The 19,001-nt window shown below is 68.4% G+C and carries 17 protein-coding genes; 4 read left to right on the top strand and 13 right to left on the bottom strand.

Annotated elements, in window-relative coordinates; translation table 11 throughout:
- The first annotated feature begins 64 nt into the window (after positions 1 to 64).
- Positions 65 to 448 carry a YgiW/YdeI family stress tolerance OB fold protein gene (locus tag ABIC90_RS10450; protein WP_354354031.1) on the top strand — a complete coding sequence of 128 codons (384 nt, stop codon included), beginning with the start codon at positions 65 to 67 and terminating at the stop codon, positions 446 to 448.
- Here ABIC90_RS10450 and ABIC90_RS10445 read toward each other — a convergent pair.
- The 13 genes from ABIC90_RS10445 to ribD form a co-directional block, all read right to left on the bottom strand.
- A complete protein-coding gene (locus tag ABIC90_RS10445; RefSeq protein ID WP_354354030.1) occupies positions 423 to 5,690 on the bottom strand; it encodes an AAA domain-containing protein in 5,268 nt (1,755 codons plus the stop codon). The genes ABIC90_RS10450 and ABIC90_RS10445 overlap by 26 nt on opposite strands.
- Positions 5,687 to 6,907 carry a SprT-like domain-containing protein gene (locus ABIC90_RS10440; protein WP_354354029.1) on the bottom strand — a complete coding sequence of 407 codons (1,221 nt, stop codon included), beginning with the start codon at positions 6,905 to 6,907 and terminating at the stop codon, positions 5,687 to 5,689. Before ABIC90_RS10440 ends, ABIC90_RS10445 begins: the two co-directional genes overlap by 4 nt.
- A gap of 88 nt (positions 6,908 to 6,995) precedes the next feature.
- Positions 6,996 to 8,726, bottom strand: coding sequence for a peptidoglycan D,D-transpeptidase FtsI family protein (locus ABIC90_RS10435; RefSeq protein WP_354354028.1), 1,731 nt, complete (start codon positions 8,724 to 8,726; stop codon positions 6,996 to 6,998).
- Between the two features lie 125 nt (positions 8,727 to 8,851).
- Positions 8,852 to 9,772 (bottom strand): energy transducer TonB, encoded by a 921-nt coding sequence (locus tag ABIC90_RS10430; protein WP_354354026.1) that lies wholly within the window; start codon positions 9,770 to 9,772, stop codon positions 8,852 to 8,854.
- 3 nt (positions 9,773 to 9,775) lie between these two features.
- On the bottom strand, positions 9,776 to 10,213 hold the full coding sequence (locus ABIC90_RS10425) for an ExbD/TolR family protein (protein ID WP_354354025.1): 438 nt from the start codon (positions 10,211 to 10,213) through the stop codon (positions 9,776 to 9,778).
- Positions 10,214 to 10,227: 14 nt separating this feature from the next.
- Positions 10,228 to 10,950 (bottom strand): protein TolQ, encoded by a 723-nt coding sequence (gene tolQ / locus ABIC90_RS10420; RefSeq protein ID WP_354354023.1) that lies wholly within the window; start codon positions 10,948 to 10,950, stop codon positions 10,228 to 10,230.
- A complete protein-coding gene (locus ABIC90_RS10415) occupies positions 10,947 to 11,411 on the bottom strand; it encodes a YbgC/FadM family acyl-CoA thioesterase (protein WP_354354021.1) in 465 nt (154 codons plus the stop codon). Before ABIC90_RS10415 ends, tolQ begins: the two co-directional genes overlap by 4 nt.
- A gap of 8 nt (positions 11,412 to 11,419) precedes the next feature.
- Positions 11,420 to 12,616, bottom strand: coding sequence for a pyridoxal phosphate-dependent aminotransferase (locus ABIC90_RS10410; protein ID WP_354354019.1), 1,197 nt, complete (start codon positions 12,614 to 12,616; stop codon positions 11,420 to 11,422).
- 52 nt (positions 12,617 to 12,668) lie between these two features.
- Positions 12,669 to 13,205: a transcription antitermination factor NusB gene (gene nusB / locus ABIC90_RS10405; protein ID WP_354354017.1), complete on the bottom strand. Its 537-nt coding sequence runs from the start codon at positions 13,203 to 13,205 to the stop codon at positions 12,669 to 12,671.
- Complete coding sequence (gene ribH / locus ABIC90_RS10400) at positions 13,202 to 13,663, bottom strand: 6,7-dimethyl-8-ribityllumazine synthase (protein WP_354354015.1); 462 nt, start codon at positions 13,661 to 13,663, stop codon at positions 13,202 to 13,204. Before ribH ends, nusB begins: the two co-directional genes overlap by 4 nt.
- A 6-nt stretch (positions 13,664 to 13,669) precedes the next feature.
- Complete coding sequence (ribBA, locus tag ABIC90_RS10395) at positions 13,670 to 14,827, bottom strand: bifunctional 3,4-dihydroxy-2-butanone-4-phosphate synthase/GTP cyclohydrolase II (RefSeq protein WP_354354014.1); 1,158 nt, start codon at positions 14,825 to 14,827, stop codon at positions 13,670 to 13,672.
- Entirely contained in the window at positions 14,824 to 15,489 is a 666-nt protein-coding gene (locus ABIC90_RS10390; RefSeq protein ID WP_354354013.1) for a riboflavin synthase, read from the bottom strand. Before ABIC90_RS10390 ends, ribBA begins: the two co-directional genes overlap by 4 nt.
- Positions 15,490 to 15,532: 43 nt before the next feature.
- The gene (ribD, locus tag ABIC90_RS10385) at positions 15,533 to 16,660 is read right to left on the bottom strand and encodes a bifunctional diaminohydroxyphosphoribosylaminopyrimidine deaminase/5-amino-6-(5-phosphoribosylamino)uracil reductase RibD (protein ID WP_354354012.1); all 1,128 of its coding nucleotides are present in this window, start codon (positions 16,658 to 16,660) and stop codon (positions 15,533 to 15,535) included.
- 178 nt (positions 16,661 to 16,838) lie between these two features.
- On the opposite strand from ribD, the gene pilV reads away from it, so the two are divergent.
- The 3 genes from pilV to ABIC90_RS10370 are packed head-to-tail and all read left to right on the top strand — an operon-like array spanning position 16,839 to position 18,995.
- Positions 16,839 to 17,429, top strand: coding sequence for a type IV pilus modification protein PilV (gene pilV / locus ABIC90_RS10380; protein ID WP_354354011.1), 591 nt, complete (start codon positions 16,839 to 16,841; stop codon positions 17,427 to 17,429).
- Positions 17,410 to 18,369 (top strand): PilW family protein, encoded by a 960-nt coding sequence (locus ABIC90_RS10375; RefSeq protein ID WP_354354010.1) that lies wholly within the window; start codon positions 17,410 to 17,412, stop codon positions 18,367 to 18,369. The genes pilV and ABIC90_RS10375 overlap by 20 nt, the downstream gene beginning before the upstream one ends.
- Positions 18,366 to 18,995, top strand: a complete 630-nt coding sequence (locus ABIC90_RS10370) for a pilus assembly PilX family protein (protein ID WP_354354008.1) — start codon at positions 18,366 to 18,368, stop codon at positions 18,993 to 18,995. The genes ABIC90_RS10375 and ABIC90_RS10370 overlap by 4 nt, the downstream gene beginning before the upstream one ends.
- The last annotated feature ends 6 nt before the right edge of the window (positions 18,996 to 19,001 follow it).

Below are 19,001 nucleotides of genomic sequence, written 5' to 3'. Positions count from 1 at the left end.
TTTGGGTGCGTACGGCGTCCATCTGTTTCTTTACAACCAGGCTGTTCAAGGAGGAACGATTGCCATGACCTACACAAAGACCAAGACCAACAAGACCCTGAAGCACGCCGCGCTCGCCCTCGGCATGTCGCTGGCCATGTCCGCGGCCTTCGCCCAGTACGCCGGCCCGAGCAGCGTACCGGCGATGACGGTCAAGCAACTGCTGGACACCGGCAAGGACGACCAGCACGCCACGCTGCGCGGCTTCATCGTTTCGCACGACGGCGGCGAGCACTACACCTTTGCGGACGACACCGGCCGCATGAAGGTCGAGATCGACGCCAAGCATTTCCCGCCGGGCGTGAAGATCGACGACAAGGTGCGTGTCGAGATCACGGGCGAGTTCGACAAGGACCTGGTCGGCAACAAGGCCGAGCTCGACGTCAAGCGGCTGAGCCTGGTGCGCTGATCTCAGGGGCGGCGGGCTCGACAGCCATACCGCCCTTGTTGCCCTTTTTCCGGAGCGCCTGCTCGACCTGCTCGAGCACGGCCTCCGGCGCATGCAGCCAGTCCTTGGCCAGCACCTGCACCACCTGCCATCCGAATGCATCGAGCACGCGCGGCCGCGAGACATAGCGCTCCAGCACGTTGCGGTTCTCGTAGTGCGTTGCGGTGTCGACCAGGATGCCCATCGCATAGTGCCCGGCCTCCGGCGCACGCAGCGCCAGGTCACATCGGAAGCGCGACTGTCCCACCTGTTCGTCGACCGCGTGGCCACGCGCCCGCAGCGCCGCCGCGAGCTGCGCCGTCACCTCGTCCACGCGCGCTTGCTGCGCGCTGCTGCCGCGCGTGAGCGGGTTCATGCTTTCGAGCACGCGCCGGGCAGTGGCCGAATCGCCGCGCGACAGGCACTCCGCATAGCGCAAAAACTGCTTGAGCGCCGCGGCGCCTTCGTTGTGGTCGTTGGTGATGGCTTCGTGGCGGATGGTCGAGACCACGGCCATGTGGTGCCGCGCGCGGCTGAAGATCACGTTCAGGCGCTTCTCGCCGCCGCGCTGGTTGATCGGGCCGAAGTTCATCAGCATGCGGCCTTCGGGGTTGGGGCCGTAGCAGATGCTCAGGATGATGATGTCGCGCTCGTCGCCCTGCACGTTCTCCAGGTTCTTGATGAAGAGGCCGCAGAACTGGTCGTCTTCCTCGCGCACGTACTCCGCTTCCAGGCGCGCGGCGAAGTCGGTGTCGATGGCGCCCAGCGCATCGAGTTCGGCCTCGATCTCGGTCTGCTGCGCTTCGGAGAACGCGACGATGCCCAGGCTGCGCCCGGTTTCGCGCTTGAGCAGCTCGCGAACGAGTTGTGCGATGTGGCGCGCCTCGCCGTCGTTGATGCGGTTCTCGTACACCGCGTCGGTCACGCGGTGAAAGCTGATGGCGCGTGAGAGCAGGGCGTCGACGTTCGCGGCCACCGATTCGTCGGTCGGGCTGCGTGACTGAACGAGGATCTCCTCGCGTGCGGCCGGCGGCAGGCTGCGGTCCGGAATGGTGAAAAGGTTGCCCGCGTAGAAGGCCGCGTTCGAAAAGCCGATCAGCGATTCATAACGGCTGCGGTAATGCCAGGCCAGCAACGTGGCCGGCAGGTTGCGCGCGCCCTGATTCAGCAGGCTGTCGGCATCGAGCACCACGGCGATGCGGTCGCCGCCGCTTTCCTCGTCGCCTTCTTCGCTTTCGTCCGCCACCGACACCGTGTCGTCCTCCGGGTCGCGGCCCGAAGAGAAGAAGCTGGTCGGCGGCAGCTGCATCTCGTCGCCCACCACGATGATCTGCGGCGCACGGTAGAGCGCGGGCACGGCTTCTTCCACCGGGATCTGGCTCGCCTCGTCGAAGATCACCACGTCGAACAGGTCCGCCGCGAGCGGCAGCGTGTCGGACACCGAAAGCGGGCTCATGAGCCAGATCGGCTTCATGTCGCGCACCACCTGGCCGGTGTCGCCCGAGGCGAGCTCGCGGATGGCCTTGTAGCGCATGGTCTTGCCGAACTCGTGTTCGAGCTCGCGCCGGCCCGCGTTGTAGCTTTTCTTGAAAAGCTTGCCCGCGGCGTCGAGCTGGCTGGCGGCCAGGGCGCTCTTTTGCACATGGTCGCGAAAGCGCTGGCGCACAGCGGCGGCGAGCGTGCGCGCATTGCTGTCGAGCAGCTTGCGTTCTCCTTCGGCCAGACGCTGCGCATGGCGCGCGAGCGCGGCGCTGTCGAAGCGCGGCAGCCAGCGCTCGGTGCGGTAGACGCGCTCCAGGCCTTCGCGCGCCACGGCGTATTCGATGGCGTCGGGCGTCAGCGGCAGGGTGCGCAAGGCCTTGGCCAGGGCCGGGTCGGCATCGGCCAGTTCCTGCAGCGGGGTGAGTACGGCCGGCAGGGCGTCGGCCTGTTCGCGCAGCGTGCGGGCCAGGTCCTCGAGCGAGGCCAGCGGCTGGGCGGCCGGGTCGTGCAGCAGTTCGTGCCACAGCGCATCGAGCGCGTCGGTGCGCTCGCCGAGCGCGGCCAGCTTTTCGACATGGCGGCTCGCATTGGCGTCGGTGCGCAGATGCGACTGGAAGGCTGCGCGGGGGCCGTTGCCGCCGTCGGTGCGGCGCAGCGTCAGAAGCTGCTGCACGAAGGCCTCGAGATCGGCGCAGCCGTAGGTGGCTTCGCTCTGTGCCGCCTGCTTGCCGACCGCGGCCCTGGCCGTGTGTTCGGCCAGCAGTTCTTCGAGCACCTGGCTCGGCTGCGGGCGCACGGCATGGCCGGCAAAGTCGTACCGGCGCTTGAGTTCGCCCGTGAGCCGCCACCACGAGGGCTTGAGCCAGCGCAGCAAGGAGCCTTGCTGTGCCCTGGCCTGGGCCAGTCCGGCTTCGGTGTCGGCGGGCGAGAACTTGTCGCGCCAGCGGGCGGTGCGTTCGAGTGCGTCGGCCAGCGCATGCTGCAGCGTGCTGCGCTCGGCCATCGCCGCGCCCAGTGCCAGGCTGCTGGGGTGCGCGGTATCCAGGAGCGCCAGTTGTCCGCGTGCGGCCAGGCCGGCCACGCTGCGTGCTTCTGCGACCACGGCCAGCGCATCGGCCCACAGCGTGCCGGGCACAGCCAGCGCCGGCCAGGCCTGGGCGAGCGCGTCGCGGTGCGGGCCGGTCTGTTCGGCGGCGCGCTCGCTGAGCTCGACCAGCCGCGCCAGTGGCCGCTCCTGGCGCAGCAGCGCCGGCGCGAGTTGCGCGAATGTATGTTGCGCAAGGTACGGCACGCCCAGGCTTTCGGTGATCGCCAGATGCAGGCGCGCGACCAGGTCTGCGTGCTGGCGCCAGGCCGAGAAGGCGGGCAGGGCCTCGGCCTGCAAGGGCGTGAGCTCGGGGTCGTGGGGCTTCAGGGCGATCAGCCGCGCCATCAGCGCGCGGACCGTCACGGCCAGGTGCTCGGGGGCTTCGCGCATCGCGGCGTCGAAGCGTTCCAGCGCCTTCAGGTCGGCGTCCATCGTGTCGACCAGCTGCTTCCGCTCGCGGGTCTCGGCATCCAGTTCCTCGGGAGCCGTGAGCCAGTGCTCGTAGGTCTTCTTGAGGTTCTGCACGAAGGCTTTCTTGTCGCCTTGCGAGTCGTGGATCATGCAGCAGAGCTCGTCCAGCCCCTGCTGCCGCAGCCGATGGAACACCACGTCGATGGCGGCGCGTTTTTCGCAGACGAACAGCACGCGCTGGCCGCGCCCCACGTAGTCGGCGATGAGGTTGGTGATGGTCTGCGACTTCCCCGTGCCGGGCGGCCCCTGGATGATGTAGCTGGTGCCGGTGCGCGCGAGCGCCACCGCGGCTGTCTGGGTGGCGTCGGCCTGCACCACGGGCCACTGGTCGGCCAGCGGCAGGGCGGCCGGTGTTTCGGCATCGACCTGGCGCGGCTGCAGCGAGAACACGCGGTCGAAGGCATCGCTCGCGATCTCCGATTCGCTCAGCGCCGAGTAGTCGCGCACCAGCGACATCTTGCGGTGGTTGAAGTTGCCCAGCGTCACCGCGGTGAGGTCCACGTCCCACTGGTAGGGGTTGCCGGTGCTCTCGTGCAGCGCGTAGGTCTGCTGCTCTGCCTGGGCGGCGGTGGACGCCATCTGCGGCGCGCGCGGCATTGGCCTTGCGCCCACCGCGCTGCGCAGCGACAGCGGCACCGGCCGGACCCTGGCGTGAAAGAGCTGCAGGCCGAGCGGGCGGAAGTCGTCCTTCGCGTAGCTGAAGTCCTGCGCCACCTGCGCCGTCGAAAGCTGCGCGCCGGGGTTGCGCACGCGGGCGCGGCGTTTGAACTGTTCCAGCCGCTGGCGGGCGCGCTGGTGGATCAGCTCGATCTGCGGCTGCTTGATCAGCCGCAGTTGCACGCCCGGCTCGCTGGCCGCGATCTGCGCGGCCAGCTGGGCGTGGAATTGCTCGACGGAGGTCTCGCGCAGGTCGATGGTCTCGGGCAGCACGATGCCGTAGAGCTGGCGCAGGTGGTGCCTGAGCGTCGGGTTGACCTGCGCCTCGCTGGAGGCAGCCTCCAGCAGGTACTGGTCCTTCACGCCCTTCTTGCGCGTGAGCTCGACCGACAGCATCAACAGCGGCGAGGCGATGCGTTCGGCCCGCTCGGCGTCGCCTTCCTTCAGGTTGTGCCAGCGCAGGAAGGCGATCACCAGTGACAGCTGCGAGAAGCCGTATTCGGAGCGATCGCGCCGCGCCTCCTGCAGGATGCGGTCCAGCGCGGCCGGCAGGTAGGGCTGGTCTTCGAAGCGCAGCCAGCGCGCGAGCGGCACGGGGTCGCAGGTGGCGATGTCGGCGGCGAAGCGGCCGTCCCACACGCAAAGCTGGTCGACGCGGATGTTCTTGATGTCCACCACCAGCGGCACGCTGGCCACTGTGAGGTTCACATGCGTCTGGCTGGGCTTGAAGTGCAGCAGGCGGTTGCGGCGCGACAGGTCGAACAGCCGGTCGCGCAGATGCAGCCGGATCGCCTGGCGGCGCTGGCCCGCGCCGTCCTTCGCGGGCGCGATGCGGTCGAGGCCCAGGTCCAGCGGCTGGTCGCGGTAGGTTTCGAGGCGGCGGATCACCGAGGGCAAATCGCGTGCGCGTTCGTGGCGGTCCAGCGCGGTCATCTCGGCGATCACCGCAGCCACCACGGGATGCAGGCGACGGTTGAGCGCGAACAGGTTGCCGCGGTGTGCGACGAAGCGGGCCAGCGCTTCGCTGTCGGTGAAGTCCAGTGCGCACGCCAGGCTCGCGAGCACCTGGCCCAGGCACAGGATGTCGGTCAGCGCGTCGTGGTGTGCGAAGCGCAATTCCCAGGCGCTGTAGCCGGGCAGGTACACGGGGCGGGTGGGCAGGGCGTCGGGCGAGGCATCGTCCATGAGCGCGAGGTTCTGGACCGAGACGCCTTCGTCGGCATCCAGCGTCACGCGGTGCTCGCCGACCACGCGCAGCACCGAGGCGGCGGGCTGCTCCAGCGGCGCGATGGCTTCGCGGTTGTGGCGGGGCTCGGTGCCATCGGGTTGGGCGAGCGCGAGCGCGGGGGCATCGTCGACGCGGTAGGCGAAGGCGCTGCCGAGCGCTGCGACCTTGCCTTGCGCGTGCAGGGCGGACACCTCGCGCAGCAGCGGCAGCACGAGGCTCAGCACGTCGTCGGTCTGCAGGCCGCCGTGGGCGTCGGCGGTGTCCAGCAGTTGCAGCAGGGGAGCGGCGGAAGCGGTCATGCGGATGCGCCTTGCAGGTGTTGGGCGGCGGCCTTTTCGAGCAAGGTCGCGGCATCGCGCTTCACGCGGGTCAGGCTGCGTTTGGGAAAGCGCATGTCCTTGACGACGCGCTCTTCGAGCTGCCTGGCGCAGCCCATCGCTTCGGCCAGGCCGAGCGCGGCTGCGAGCGTGATGTCGTCCAGGTCGGCGTCGGCCGCGACGAAATCGACCAGCACGCTGGCCAGGTAGTCGTGCAGCCCGGCCGGCACCTGGGCTGGCGGCGGCAGCGGCTTGTCGGGCGGCGCAAAGTTCGGAAAAAAGCGGCGCGCATGGGACAGCAGCGGCTCCGATTGCAGGAACGGCCGCTGCAGCAGCTGGGCGATGGTCTCGCGCGTCAGCGCTTCGGCGCGCTGCTGGCCCAGCAGGTCGAGCGTGGCCATGTCCAGCGGGCCTTCGAGCGCGCCGGCCAGCCAGGCGTCGGCGTCGGGCTGGCGCTCGGTCCACAGGCGCAGCGCGCGTGCCCGCACGAACACTTCGGGATGGCTGGTGCCGCGCGTCTGCACTTCGGGCGCGGCGCAGATCTCGTCGGCCTGCCGCAGGTAGCTGGCCGCGTTGACCTGGGCCAGGCCGGTCTGCACCTTGACCAGTGCGGTCACCGCCGGCTCCAGCGCCCCGCAGGCGATGCAGGCGCCCCGGTCGGCGAATGCCTCGGTGTAGAGGCCATGGCGGCGCACGGCGTGCAGGTGGCTCGCATCGGCGCGGCTGTCGGCCGCCGCGGCCTGCAGGATGCGGTCGACCACGTGGTACTTGCCGCCGTCGCGCTCCCACAGCAGGTGATGCGCGAGCTCGTGGCCGAGCACGGCCTGCAGCTCGGAGCCCTGCAGGCGTTCCAGCAGCGGGCCCGAGAGCACGATGTGCGCTTCGCCGGGCAGGAAGTAGAGCGCGGCGTTCATGGCGCCGTCGCCCGCCTGGTAGAGCGTGATGCGCGCAGTGAGCCCCAGGCGCTGCGCGGCGACGTTGCAATGCGCATGCAGCTCGGGATGCGCGTCGGCATCGAGCCGGTACGAGTTGCGCAGCAGGTCGGCGCGCACCGCCGCGGCATGCTCCTCTCGCGCCTCGGCGGAGGCGGCCCAGCGCCAGACCTCGGGTTCGTTCGCCTGCAGATGGGCGGCAAGGGCCTGCTGGTAGGGCAGCGGGGCGAGGTCTTCGAGGCGAACGGCAGGAGGGGTGTCGACCATGTCAGGAGCGCCAGGCAATGAGGTGCCGACGATCCTAAACGAGCGCTCCCCGGATGAATGCGGGATCAGTGCGCGATCAGTTCGCCAATCAATGCGCCATCGAGGCCACGGGCAGGTCCGGCAGCACGTTCATGATGCGCAGCGTCTGCTGCACCACCTGGCTGAACACCGGCGCGGCCACCAAGCCGCCGAAGTACTTGCCCGCGCCGGGCTCGTCGATCATCACCGCGACGATGACGCGCGGCTTGTCGATGGGCGACATGCCGGTGTACCAGGCGCGGTACTTGTTGCTCGCGTAGCCCTTGCCGACCTGCTTGTGCGCGGTGCCGGTCTTGCCGCCCACCGAATAGCCCTCGGTCTGCGCGAGCGGCGCCGTGCCGCCGGGGGCGGCGGCCATGTGCATCATCTTGCGCACCTGGCTGGCCACCAGCGGCGAGAACACCTGCACGCCCGCAGGCTCCTCGCCCGTGCTCTTGAGCAGGCCCACCGGAATCACCTCGCCGTGGTGCGCGAAGGCGGTGTAGGCGTGCGCGATCTGGAACAGCGACGCCGAGAGGCCGTAGCCGTACGACATGGTGGCCTGCTCGATGGGCCGCCACGACTTCCACGGCCGCAGCCGCCCGGTCACCGCGCCGGGGAAGGGCGTCTGCGGCTTCTGTCCCAGGCCCACGGCGGTGAGCGAGTTCCACATTTCCTCCGCGCTCATGCGCTGCGAGATCTTGGTGGCGCCCACGTTGCTCGATTTCTGGATCACGCCCTCGACCGTCAGCACGCCGAAATTCTCGTCGTCGTGGATGGTGGCGCCGGTCACGGTGATGCGGCCCGGGTTGGTGTCGATGATGGTCTGCGGCGTCACGCGGCCCAGTTGCAGGGCGGTGGCGACGGTGATCGGCTTCATCGTCGAGCCGGGCTCGAACACGTCGGTCATGGCGCGGTTGCGCAGCTGTTCGCCGGTGAGCTTGCGGCGGTCGTTGGGGTCGAAGCTGGGGTAGTTGGCCATGGCCAGCAGCTCGCCGGTTTCGGCATCGACCACCACCACGCTCCCTGCCTTGGCCTTGTTGGCGAGCACGGCATCGCGGATCTTCTCGTAGGCCACGAACTGCACGCGGTCGTCGATGCTCAGCCGGATGTCGTGGCCGTCGGTCGGCGGCACTTGGTCTTCGCTGTCTTCGACGATGTGGCCCAGGCGGTCCTTGATGACGTGGCGAGAGCCCGCCTTGCCGGCCAGCTCGCTGTTGAAGGCCAGCTCCACGCCTTCCTGCCCGATGTCCTCGACGTTGGTAAAGCCCGCCAGGTGCGCGGCCGCCTCGCCTTCGGGGTACTGGCGCCGGTAGTCCCTGCGCAGGTAGAGGCCCTTGATGCCGAGATCTGCGATCTGCTTACCGACGGCGGTGTCGACCTGGCGCTTGATCCAGACGAAGCTCTTGTCCTCGTCCTCGAGCTTCTTGTCGAAGTCTTTCTGCGTCATGCCCAGCAGCGCCGCCGCCTGCTTGAGCTTGGCCTGCACGGCAGGGTCGTCGCGCTCGATGTCTTCGGGAATGGCCCAGACGCTGGGCGCCGGGATGTCGGACGCCAGGATCAGCCCGTTGCGGTCCAGGATGCGCCCGCGGTTGGCGGGCAACTCCAGCGTGCGCTGGTAGCGCACCTCGCCCTGGTGCTGGAAGAAGTCGTGGTTGAAGACCTGCACATAGGCGGCCCGGCCGGCCAGCAGCACGAAGCCGAAGGCGATGCTGGCCACGATGAACTTGCTGCGCCAGACGGGAGTGGGGCTCGCGAGCAGCGGACTGCTGCCGTAGCGGATGCGGCCGGTGGGTTTCATCTGTCTTGTGCCGGACGCGGGGCCCTGCTGTTGTTGTGCGGCTATAGACAGCGCGCCAGCAACGTAGTTCCGGGCGGCCTGCGAAAGGCCGCCCGGAACCGGCGCCAAAAAAATCGGCGCTTAGCTCAGCGCTTGGGCCGCAGCGACACGATCAGCGACGGAAAGATGCGCCCGTCGGTGTCGCGCGGCAGCCTGTCGGTCTTGCGCAGGCCGCGCTCGGCGGCGTCGTCCCAGGCGGGCAGGCCACTCGACTTGGTCAGCTTGACGCCGACGATGGTGCCGTCGGGTGCGAGATTGACTTCGAACTCCGCCGCTGGGTTGCCGTTGACGGTTTCGGCATCGGGGAAGGTGATGTTCGGCCGCACCGCGGCGGCGATGCGTCCGGCATAGCCGCTCGATGGGCCCGAGGAGCGCAGCGCCGTGCCCTTCGAATCGTCGGCACCGCTCGCGCCCGCGAGGCCCTGCATGCGCTTGAGCGTGGCGGCGCGGTCGGCGGCGGCCTGCTTGGCGGCAGCCTCGGCCTTCTTGGCTTCGGCCTGCTTGGCTTCGGCTTCCTGCTGCTTCTTCTGCTCGGCGAGCTGCTGTTGCTGCTCTTTCTTGCGCTGGGCTTCGTCCTCGGCGCGCTGTTTGGCTTCGAGTTCTTTCTTCTTTTGCTGCTGTTGCTGCTGCTCCAGCTCGCGTTCTTTCAGTTCCTTCTGCTCCTTGAGCTTCTTCTCGCGCTCCAGGGCAATGTCGGGGGCCTTGGGCGCGGGCGCAGGCTCGGGGGCCTTGGCGGCAGGCGGCGGCGGTGGCGTGGGAGCAGGCGGTGGCGGTGCCGGCGCGGGCGTCGGGGCTTCCGGTGCGGACAGGCGCGGCGCAGCCTGCTGCACCGTGGACGACCACAGCTCCGCATCGACGGCGCCTTCGTCGGCGTCGCTGCGCCAGCGCACACCCCACGTCAGCGCCGCGATCAGCAGCGCATGCGCGATGAGCGCGAGCACGATGGCGCGCGGCGTGCCGCGTTGCGGCGGCGGCGCGAACTCGGGGCGATCCAGTGCGAGCGACATGCCTTATTTGCCGCCCGTGGTCGTGACCGACAGGCCCACGCGCTCGATGCCGCTGCGCTTGAGCTGGTTCATCGCCTTCACGACGGTTTCGTACTTCACCGTCTTGTCGGCGCTGATGACCACCGGGCGCTGGTCGTCGCCGCCCTGGGCGGTCTTGGCGGCCGCGCCGATCTGGGCCATGGGGATCGAGGTGCCGCCCGAGCCGGTGGACGGATCTTTCTTGATCTGCACTTCGTCGTCGCTCTTGATGACGATCTCGATGGGCTTGTCGGGCTGCTTGTTGGCGCGATCGACCGTCGGCAGGTTGATCACGCTGGGCGTGATGAGCGGTGCGGTGACCATGAAGATGATCAGCAGCACCAGCATCACGTCGATGAACGGGACCATGTTGATCTCGTTGATCGTGCGGCGTCCCCGGCCCCGGGATGAAACGGCGGGCATCTGCTGCTACCCGTTCAACGGTTGGCCGGAGCCACCGAGGTGGCTGCGGCGGCGGCGCCCGGATTGGCCGAGAGGTTGCGCTGCAGGATGTTGGAAAACTCCTCGATGTAGGTTTCGAGGGCGATGGCGATCTTGTCGATCTCGCGCGCAAAGCGGTTGTAGCCGACCACCGCGGGAATCGCGGCGAACAGGCCGATGGCCGTGGCCACCAGCGCTTCGGCGATGCCGGGCGCCACGGTGGCGAGCGTGACCTGGGTGAGGGAAGCCAGGCCGGTGAAGGCATGCATGATCCCCCAGACCGTGCCGAAGAGGCCCACATACGGCGACACCGAACCCACGGTGGCCAGGAACGAGAGGTTCTGTTCGGCCGCGTCGAGCTCGCGCTGGAAGCTCGCGCGCATCGCGCGGCGGGCGCCGTCCAGCAGCGTGGCGGGGTCGCTCACATGCCGTTCGCGCAGCTTTTGGTATTCGCGCATGCCCGAGGCGAAGATGCGTTCCATGGGGCCCGCGAACTTGGCGTTCTGCGCGGCCGAGGCGAACAGCTCGTTCAGGCTGGTGCCCGACCAGAACTCGCGCTCGAAGTCGTCGTTCAGGGTGCGCATGCGCCGCAGCGCGAAGTACTTGCGGATGATCGCGGCCCAACTGGCAATCGAGACGATCACGAGCAGCAGCACGACCATTTGCACCACGAAACTGGCGTGGAGCAGGAGGTTGATGATGGAAAGATCTTGGTTCATGGCTTGAAAGGTTGAGTCATGGAGCCGCCGCGGTGCGCGAGGGTTCCCGAAATCCGGGACGGTAGGCGTGCGGGGCGCAATGTGAGGGCATCCACCCACCCGATGCGTATCGTGCCTTCGCACAGCAAGACCGGTGCCGGGGCGCCTGTTCGCTCTTGCTCTGTTTTTGATAGCACGCGCTGTCCGATTATCAAGGACGCGGTACCCAATTGTTGAAGATCGGCTGTAACCAGCAGTTCGTCGTCCAGCCGCGAGGGCCGATGGTATTTGAGCTGCGTTTCGCTCACCACGAACTGGCCGCCGGTTTCTTCGCGCAGCTTGCGCTGCTCGACGCCCAGGGAGCGCAGCCACTCGGTGCGGCCGCGTTCCATGAACTTCAGGTAGTTGGCGTAGAACACGATGCCGCCGGCGTCGGTGTCTTCCCAGTAAACGCGAATAGGAAACTCGTAGCTCGCGGGCATGTCTGCGCTCATTGCACCCGGTTCTCGACCATGGCCCGCAGGCGTTCGATGGCGTCCTTCAGATGTTCCATCGAGCTTGCGGTGGAGAAGCGCACGAACTTCGCGGTCTCGGCGGTGCCGAAGTCGCGGCCCGGCGTGACGGCGACGTGGGCGCGCTTCATGGTCTCGAAGGCGAAATCCCAGCTGCCCGCGATGCCTAGCTTTTCGGCCACGCCGGTGCAGTCTGCCCAAGCGTAGAAGGCGCCGTCGGGCATCACGGGCACGTTCAGGCCCAGGGCGTTGAGCTGCGGAATGAACCAGTCGCGGCGCGCCTTGAATTCGGCGCGGCGGCGTTCGTACTCGGCGATGCTCGCGTCCTCGAAGCAGGCGAGCGCCGCGTACTGCGACACGGTGCTCGCGCAGATGAAAAGGTTTTGCGCCAGCCGCTCCACCACCGGCACCAGCACTTCGGGCACCACCAGCCAGCCCAGGCGCCAGCCGGTCATGTTGAAGTACTTGCTGAAGCTGTTGATGCTGATGACGTTGTCGTCGATGGCCAACGCCGTCTGCCCGAACGCGTCGTCGTAGGACAGGCCCAGGTAGATCTCGTCGATCAGCGTGATGCCGCCGCGCTGCGACACCACCTCATGAATGCGGCGCAGTTCGTCGGGCGCGATCGAGGTGCCGGTCGGGTTGGAGGGCGAGGCCAGCAGCACGCCGCGCGTCTTGTCCGTCCATGCGGCCTCGACCTTGGCGGCGGTGAGCTGGAAGCGCTCTTCAGCCGTGGTCGGGATCAGCACCGCCTTGCCGTCCGCCGCGCTCACGAAGTGGCGGTTGCAGGGATAGCTGGGGTCGGGCAGCAGGATTTCGTCGCCCGATTCGATCAGCGCAAGGCAGGCCAGCTGCAGCGCCGCCGAGGCGCCTGCTGTGACCACGATGCGGCGGGCCGGCACGTCCACGTTGAAGCGCTGGCGGTACCAGGCGCTGATGCGTTCGCGCAGATGGTCGAGGCCGGTGGCCTGGGTGTACTGCGTGGCGCCCGCGCGCACGGCGCGAAGGGCGGCTTCCTGCACCAGCGGCGGGGCGGTGAAATCGGGCTCGCCGATGTTCAGGAAGATCATCGGACGGTCGGTGTGGGCCACTTCGCGGGCCAGCACCCCGGCGGCCTTGGCCACCTCCATCACATAGAAGGGCTCGATGCGCTGCGCGCGCGTCGAGATTCTCATTGCTCCCCCAGGCTGCGGCGCTGTGCGCCTTCGGGCGGCCGTACGGCGCTCCTCATGCCTTGGCCTTGCCCGAAGCCCGGTCGGCTTCCACTTCAAGCGGGCGCAGCTGCGGCGCCAGGCCGTTGAGCACGGCATTCACGTACTTGTGGCCGTCGGTGCCGCCGAATTCCTTGGCGAGCTCGATGCACTCGTTGAGCACCACGCGCCACGGCACGTCCAGGCAATGCTGGAACTCGTACACGCCGATCCACATCACCGCGTGCTCGACGGGCGAGATCTCCTCGAATTTGCGGTCCAGCAGCGGGCGGATCAGCGCGTCCAGCTGCTCGGCGTTGTCGATGGAGCCGTGCAGGAGCGCGTCGTAGTGCGCGGCGTCGGCCTTGTGGAAGCCCGCGAGGTCGCGCGTGAAATGGTCGATGTCGGTCGGGTCGTTGCGGCCCACCAGGTGCTGGTAGAGCGCCTGCAGCGCGAACTCGCGTGCGCGGCTGCGGTTGGACTTGGCCGAAGCCTTGCGTGCGCCGGTGCTGGTGAGCCCGGTGCGCGATTGGCGGGGCTTGGCGCCGCCTGTCTTGGGGGTGTCGTCGGTCATGAAAGGGTGGCCAGCAGCTGCGCCATTTCGACGGCGACCTGGGCTGCATCGCGGCCCTTGTCGGTCTGCCGTGCAACAGCCTGCGCCAGGTTTTCGGTGGTGAGGATCGCGTTGGCGATGGGAAGGCGGTAGTCCAGGGCGACGCGGCTCACGCTCGCGCCCGATTCGTTGGCCACCAGTTCGAAGTGGTAGGTCTCGCCGCGGATGATGCAGCCCAGCGCGACCAGCGCGTGGTAGCCGCCGCGCTCGGCCAGCGCCTGCAGCGCCACGGGCACTTCGAGGGCGCCCGGTACCTGCACGTGATGGATGTCGGCCGAGGCCACGCCCAGCGCTTCGAGTTCGGCCAGGCAGGCCGTCGCCAGCGCGTCGGTGATGTCGGCGTTGAAGCGCGCCTGCACGATGCCGATGCGCAGGCCCTTGCCGTTGAGCGTTTTGCCGCCCTTGTTTGAACCTTGCATGGTCTTTCAGTCTTTCGTGATGTAGCCGGCGATTTCGAGCCCGTAGCCCGCTGCCATGCTCGGCATGCGACGCGGCGTGCCCAGCAGGTTCATCTTGTGCACGCCGCAGTCGCGCAGGATTTGCGCGCCGATGCCGTAGCTGCGCAGGTCCATGCGGCCGCGCTCGGGGGCCTGCGCCGGGCGCGCGGTGCCGTCGAATTGCGCAAGCAGCTCGCCGGCGGTTTCGCCGCAGTTCAGCAGCACGGCCACGCCCTTGCCCTCGGTCGCAATGTGCGAGAGGCTGGCGTCCAGGCTCCAGGAGTGCAGCGAGCGGTTGATTTCGAGCGCGTCGAGCACCGAGAGCGGCTCGTGCACGCGCACCGACACCGTGTCTTCCGGGGCCCAGGTGCCGCGCACCAGCGCCAGGTGCACGCCGCGGCTGGGCTTGTCAATGAAGGCGTGGGCGGTGAAGGCGCCCCAGGCGGTCTGAATTTCGCGGCAGCCGACCTTCTCGACCAGCGATTCGACGCGGCTTCGGTGCTCGATGAGCGCGGCGATGGTGCCGATCTTCAGGTTGTGCTCGGCCGCAAAGATCTGCAGGTCGGGCAGGCGGGCCATGGTGCCGTCTTCGTTCATCACCTCGCAGATCACCGAGGCGGGCGAACACCCGGCCATGGCGGCGAGGTCGCAGCCGGCTTCGGTATGGCCGGCGCGCATGAGCACGCCGCCGTCCACTGCCTGCAGCGGGAAGATGTGGCCGGGCTGCACTAGGTCGGCCGCCACGGCATTGGGCGCCACGGCGGCCTGCACGGTGCGGGCGCGGTCGGCGGCCGAGATGCCGGTGGTCACGCCCTCGGCTGCCTCGATCGACACGGTGAACGCCGTCGAGTGCTTGGCGCCGTTGCGCTGGACCATCGGCGGCAGCTGCAGCCGCTCGCACATCTCGCGCGAGAGCGTGAGGCAGATGAGGCCGCGCGCGTGGCGTGCCATGAAGTTGATGGATTCGGGCGTGATGTGGTCGGCCGCGATGACGATGTCGCCTTCGTTCTCGCGGTCTTCCTCGTCCACAAGGATCACCATGCGACCCGCAGCCAGGTCGGCCACGATTTCTTCGACCGGGGAGATCGGTGCGGGGGCGCGCGCGGCGCTGGGGGCTGCGCCGATGGGCGTGACGGAGGCGTTCATTCGGCGGTGTCCTTGGAATACGTGGAGGCCTGGGGGACCAGGACGCCGGCCTGGAGCATCCGCTCCACGTAGCGCGCCACGGTATCGATTTCGAGATTGACCTCCGAGCCGGCCTTCAGGCCGCCGAGGGAGGTGTTGTCTACGGTGTGCGGGATCAGGTTGATGCTGATCTCGGCGCCTTCGGCGATGTCGCTCACGCTGTTGACCGTGAGGCTCACGCCGTTGATGGTGATGGAGCCCTTGTAGGCCAGAAAGCGGGCGAGGGCGGGCGGAGCGACCACGCGCAGTTCCCAGCTTTCGCCCACCGGCTCGAAGAAGCTCACCGTGCCGATGCCGTCCACATGGCCCGAGACGATGTGGCCGCCGAGGCGGTCGCTGGCGCGCAGGGCTTTCTCGAGGTTGATGCGGCTGCCTTCGTCGGTGAGGCCGGCGGTCTTGGCCAGGGATTCGGCGGAGATGTCGATGGTGAACTGCTGCCTCTCGGGAGCGAGCGTGGTGACGGTCATGCAGGCGCCGTTCAGCGCGATGCTGTCGCCCAGCCCGACGTCGTCGAGATAGCCGTCAGGCACCGCAATGCTGAGTCTTTTGCCGTAGGAGGAGGAGGTGCCGAGGTCGTGAATGGCGGCGATGCGCCCCACGCCGGTGATGATTCCGGTGAACATTTGCACATTTTCGCAGACATCGAGGGCCCCCGGCTTTTCGCGGTCAGAAGGCTTCTTTGTCCCGAACCCGGGCGAGGATGCGGATATCGGGCCCCAGCATGTCGACCGATCTGAATTCGAGGGGCAGGGCGCCTGTCAGCGCGGTGAGCGGGCCGTCGGCATGGATGTGGCTCGCCATGTCGAGGCCGTGCCCGATCAGCTTGGGCGCAAGGTAGACCAGCAGTTCATCGACGCGGCCTTCACGCATCAGCGATCCGTTGAGCTTGTGGCCCGACTCGACGTGCAGTTCGTTGACGCCGCGCGCCGCCAGGTCCTTCAGCATCGCCCCCAGGTCGACCTTGCCGTCGGCGTTGGCCAGGCATGTGACGGTGGCGCCGCGGGCCTCCAAGGCGGCGGCCCTGGCTTCGTCGCGGGCGGCGGCGTAGATCCATACCGCGCGGCCGGCCATGAAGATGCGGGCGTCGGGCGGGGTCTGAAGGCGGCTGTCCACGACGACCAGCTGAGGCTGCCGCGGCGTGTCGACCAGGCGAACGTCCAGGCGAGGGTTGTCTTCGAGCACCGTGCCCACGCCGGTGAGCACGGCGCTTGCGCGGGCGCGCCAGGCATGCCCGTCCGTGCGCGCGGCTTCGGCGGTGATCCACTGGCTCACGCCGTTCTCGAGGCCTGTCTTGCCGTCGAGCGAGGCTGCCACCTTCAGGCGCACCCACGGGGTCTTTCGGACCATCCGGCTGAAGAAGCCGATGTTGAGTTCGCGCGATTCGGCGGCACCGGGGCCGACTTCGACTTCGACGCCGGCCGCCCGGAGCCGCTCGAAGCCTTGCCCCGCCACCAGCGGGTTCGGGTCGGCGATGGAGGCCACGACCCTTCGCACGCCGGCCGCGATCAGCGCGTCGCAGCAGGGGCCTGTGCGCCCGTGGTGCGAGCAGGGCTCCAGCGTGACGTAGGCGGTGGCGCCTGCGACCGAATGACCTTGCGCCGCTGCATCGCGCAGCGCCATCACTTCCGCATGCGGGCCTCCGGCTTGTTGCGTGTGGCCCTGGCCCAGCACGCGTCCCCCGGCATCGCACAGCACGCAGCCGACGCGCGGGTTCGGATCGGTCAGCAGCAGCGCATCGGAAGCCAGGCGCAGGGCCGTGGCGATGTGCTGCGCATCGTGTTCGTGTGAGGGCATGGGGGCGTGGGGGACTGGGCGGGAAAAATTTAACACCGGGGCCAGTCGATCATACGAGCGGCATGCCGATGCGGATGAACGGTCCGCCCGCCGTGGCGGCCGGCTTTTACGCTCGAAAGTTCGATGGCGGGAATAAAGAAGCAACACAAGTTGCAGGTCAACAGGGAGGACATCGAACATGGCTTCAACGAAGCACTCGGCCGCGGGCTTTTCGCTCGTGGAGGTACTGGTTTCCATCGTCGTCCTGAGCGTGGGACTGCTCGGGACCCTCGGCATGCTGCTGGCGTCGGTGCGCACCGGCAACGAAACGGCAACCTTCACGGCGGCGCTCAACCTGGCGCGTGAGTTGTCCGAAAAGGCGCGCATCAACAAGGGACTGGCCGCGAAGAACAACGCGGCCAATGCATACCTTGTCGAGGACTGGCGCGCAGGCTCCGCATCGGGGGCGTCCGCGGCAGTCAAGGCCTGCGTGGCGACCGTTGCCAGATGCACGCCAGAAGACCTCGCCGCATGGGACATGCGCGAATGGACGCACCGCGTGGCCAAGGCGTTGCCCGATGCGCGCCTGAGCGTCTGTTTCGACGACGCGCCCTGGAACGCCACGGCAGGCGAGTACGCATGGGCTTGCAGCCATACCGGCAACACCGTGGTCGTCAAGCTTGGCTGGACGCCCCGCACAGGCGGCGAGGAGGGCCGGTCATCCATGCCGCCACGCCTGGTGATGCAATTGGTCGCAGGGCAGGTGCACGATGGCCAGGCTGGCTCCTGAGTTCGCGGCCCGCGTGCGCCAGTGCGGCGCGACCCTGGTCGAACTGCTGGTCGCCACCGCCCTCGCGCTGGTTGTGGTGCTTGCGGCCACGGCGGCATTCGTCGGCAGCCAACGGCTGTTCGCTGTCGACGCCGATGCGCGGGCAGTGGACGAGTCGCTGCGGTTCGCGAGCTTCGTCGTCCGGAGTATCGTGCGGCAGGCAGGCTATTCCGACCACGTGCCCGACGATGCCGATGCCGAGCCTGCCGACAGCAAATCGCCCGCTGCAGACGACGGTCTCCTCGACCTCGACATCGTGGGCGCGAGCAACACCCGCGTCAGCGGCGTCGGGAACGGCTACGGCAGCCACAACACCCGCGGCGTCAACGCGAGCGACTCGCTCCGGGTCCGCTTCTTTGGCCGCAGCCGCGCAGGAACCAAGGGAATCGAAGCCGACGGCACGATGATCGATTGCATGGGGTATGCCCAGCCCGGACCTGCCGGAGACAAGCCCCTGTCCGGCGAACGCGCCTGGAGTTTTTTCTACGTCGCCGAAGCTTCGGACAAGGAGCCCGAGCTTTATTGCAAATACCGCGGGCCCAAGGAATTCAATGCGCAACCCCTGGCGCGCGGCATCGAGGTGTTCAAGGTCGTCTACGGCCACGACGCCGACGGCAACGGCGTTCCTGAGCAATGGCTGGACGCCGAGCAACTCGAGGCCATGGCGCCTTCCGACGCCAAGGTCGGCGACGAATGGCGCAAGGTGGTGGCGTTGCGCATCGGCATGGTCGCCCGCAGCGCGCACGGCCGGGGAGCCGCCGGGCCAGCGGAGGAACTGCTCTATCCGCTGGGCATCGATTTTTCCAAGGTGAGTTTCAGGCCGCCGCCCGACGGCAGGCTGCGGCGCGTGGCGACCTTCACGGTGATGCTGCGCAATGCGATGACGAGGGCGGCCTCGTGAGCCGGCACCGCTTGGCGCGGCAGCGGGGCTTCTCGCTGATCGTGGTGCTGCTGATCCTGGTCGTCGCGACCGTGCTGGGTGTCGCCGCCGCGCAGCTTTCGCTGGTCAACGAACGCAGCGCGCGCAATGACCGCGACACCGAGATCGCATTCCAGGCGGCAGAAGCTGCCCTGATCGATGCCGAAAGCGACGTGCTCGGGCCCAACGGCAGCGCGCGTCAGCGCCTTTGCCTCTTCAGCCGCCATGACGTGACGGCCTTCGTGGCCGGATGCGGTGGTGCCGGCGAGCAGCAAGGGTTGTGCGCGCCGGGCGAGCCGGGCACCGAGCCGGCCTGGATGACGGCGGACTTTTCTGCGGACGACGCCAGGTCGGTTGCCTACGGCACCTTCACAGGCCGAAGCTACCCCAGCGGCGACGCCGCCACGGCCCGCGCCCCGCGCTACATCGTGGAAGCCGTTCGCAGCCGAGGCGGATGGCAGGCCGATGTGCTGCAAAGCGCCAGCGCCCAAGCCACCAGCTACGTCTTTCGTGTCACGGCCATCGGCTTCGGCATGCGCGACCAGACGCAGGTGGTGCTGCAGACCAATCTCTACAAGCCGGCCAGCAGCCCCGGTTGCCCTTCCTGACAACGG

Origin of the sequence: Variovorax boronicumulans (assembly GCF_040544675.1) — a bacterium.
Taxonomy (GTDB): Bacteria; Pseudomonadota; Gammaproteobacteria; order Burkholderiales; family Burkholderiaceae_C; genus Variovorax; species Variovorax boronicumulans_D.
This window is presented reverse-complemented; position numbering and strand designations above follow the sequence as displayed.

Coding starts and splice junctions, on each gene's coding strand:
- ABIC90_RS10450 (WP_354354031.1), top strand. CDS start 65: ATGACCTACACAAAGACCAAGACCAACAAGACCCTGAAGCACGCCGCG.
- ABIC90_RS10445 (WP_354354030.1), bottom strand. CDS start 5,690: ATGACCGCTTCCGCCGCTCCCCTGCTGCAACTGCTGGACACCGCCGAC.
- ABIC90_RS10440 (WP_354354029.1), bottom strand. CDS start 6,907: ATGGTCGACACCCCTCCTGCCGTTCGCCTCGAAGACCTCGCCCCGCTG.
- ABIC90_RS10435 (WP_354354028.1), bottom strand. CDS start 8,726: ATGAAACCCACCGGCCGCATCCGCTACGGCAGCAGTCCGCTGCTCGCG.
- ABIC90_RS10430 (WP_354354026.1), bottom strand. CDS start 9,772: ATGTCGCTCGCACTGGATCGCCCCGAGTTCGCGCCGCCGCCGCAACGC.
- ABIC90_RS10425 (WP_354354025.1), bottom strand. CDS start 10,213: ATGCCCGCCGTTTCATCCCGGGGCCGGGGACGCCGCACGATCAACGAG.
- tolQ (WP_354354023.1), bottom strand. CDS start 10,950: ATGAACCAAGATCTTTCCATCATCAACCTCCTGCTCCACGCCAGTTTC.
- ABIC90_RS10415 (WP_354354021.1), bottom strand. CDS start 11,411: ATGCCCGCGAGCTACGAGTTTCCTATTCGCGTTTACTGGGAAGACACC.
- ABIC90_RS10410 (WP_354354019.1), bottom strand. CDS start 12,616: ATGAGAATCTCGACGCGCGCGCAGCGCATCGAGCCCTTCTATGTGATG.
- nusB (WP_354354017.1), bottom strand. CDS start 13,205: ATGACCGACGACACCCCCAAGACAGGCGGCGCCAAGCCCCGCCAATCG.
- ribH (WP_354354015.1), bottom strand. CDS start 13,663: ATGCAAGGTTCAAACAAGGGCGGCAAAACGCTCAACGGCAAGGGCCTG.
- ribBA (WP_354354014.1), bottom strand. CDS start 14,827: ATGAACGCCTCCGTCACGCCCATCGGCGCAGCCCCCAGCGCCGCGCGC.
- ABIC90_RS10390 (WP_354354013.1), bottom strand. CDS start 15,489: ATGTTCACCGGAATCATCACCGGCGTGGGGCGCATCGCCGCCATTCAC.
- ribD (WP_354354012.1), bottom strand. CDS start 16,660: ATGCCCTCACACGAACACGATGCGCAGCACATCGCCACGGCCCTGCGC.
- pilV (WP_354354011.1), top strand. CDS start 16,839: ATGGCTTCAACGAAGCACTCGGCCGCGGGCTTTTCGCTCGTGGAGGTA.
- ABIC90_RS10375 (WP_354354010.1), top strand. CDS start 17,410: ATGGCCAGGCTGGCTCCTGAGTTCGCGGCCCGCGTGCGCCAGTGCGGC.